Raw genomic sequence first — 205 nt, forward strand, 5'->3', positions numbered from 1 at the left:
GCCCGCCGGCTGCTTCGGCGTGTCCGGCGATCGACTCCGCGGCAACGTGGTTGCGGGGGTTGGATGCCATGACATTGGGAATACCCAGGCGTGTGCCTTCGGCACGCTGCTGCAGGGTGTTGTGACGCTCGGCGAGAGCCGAGGGCTCTGGGTCGTCTCGCACGATGAAGTAGCGGTTGCCCCGGTCAATAGCGGTGGGCGTGTT

General features: G+C 66.3%; 1 protein-coding gene. It reads right to left on the reverse strand.

What is annotated here, in order from left to right:
• Positions 1 to 205: hypothetical protein (locus tag AC5RVZ_RS32215; RefSeq protein ID WP_494069656.1), on the reverse strand; the 205-nt coding region annotated here is incomplete at both ends.

Source organism: Arthrobacter sp. Cza30, assembly GCF_059090765.1.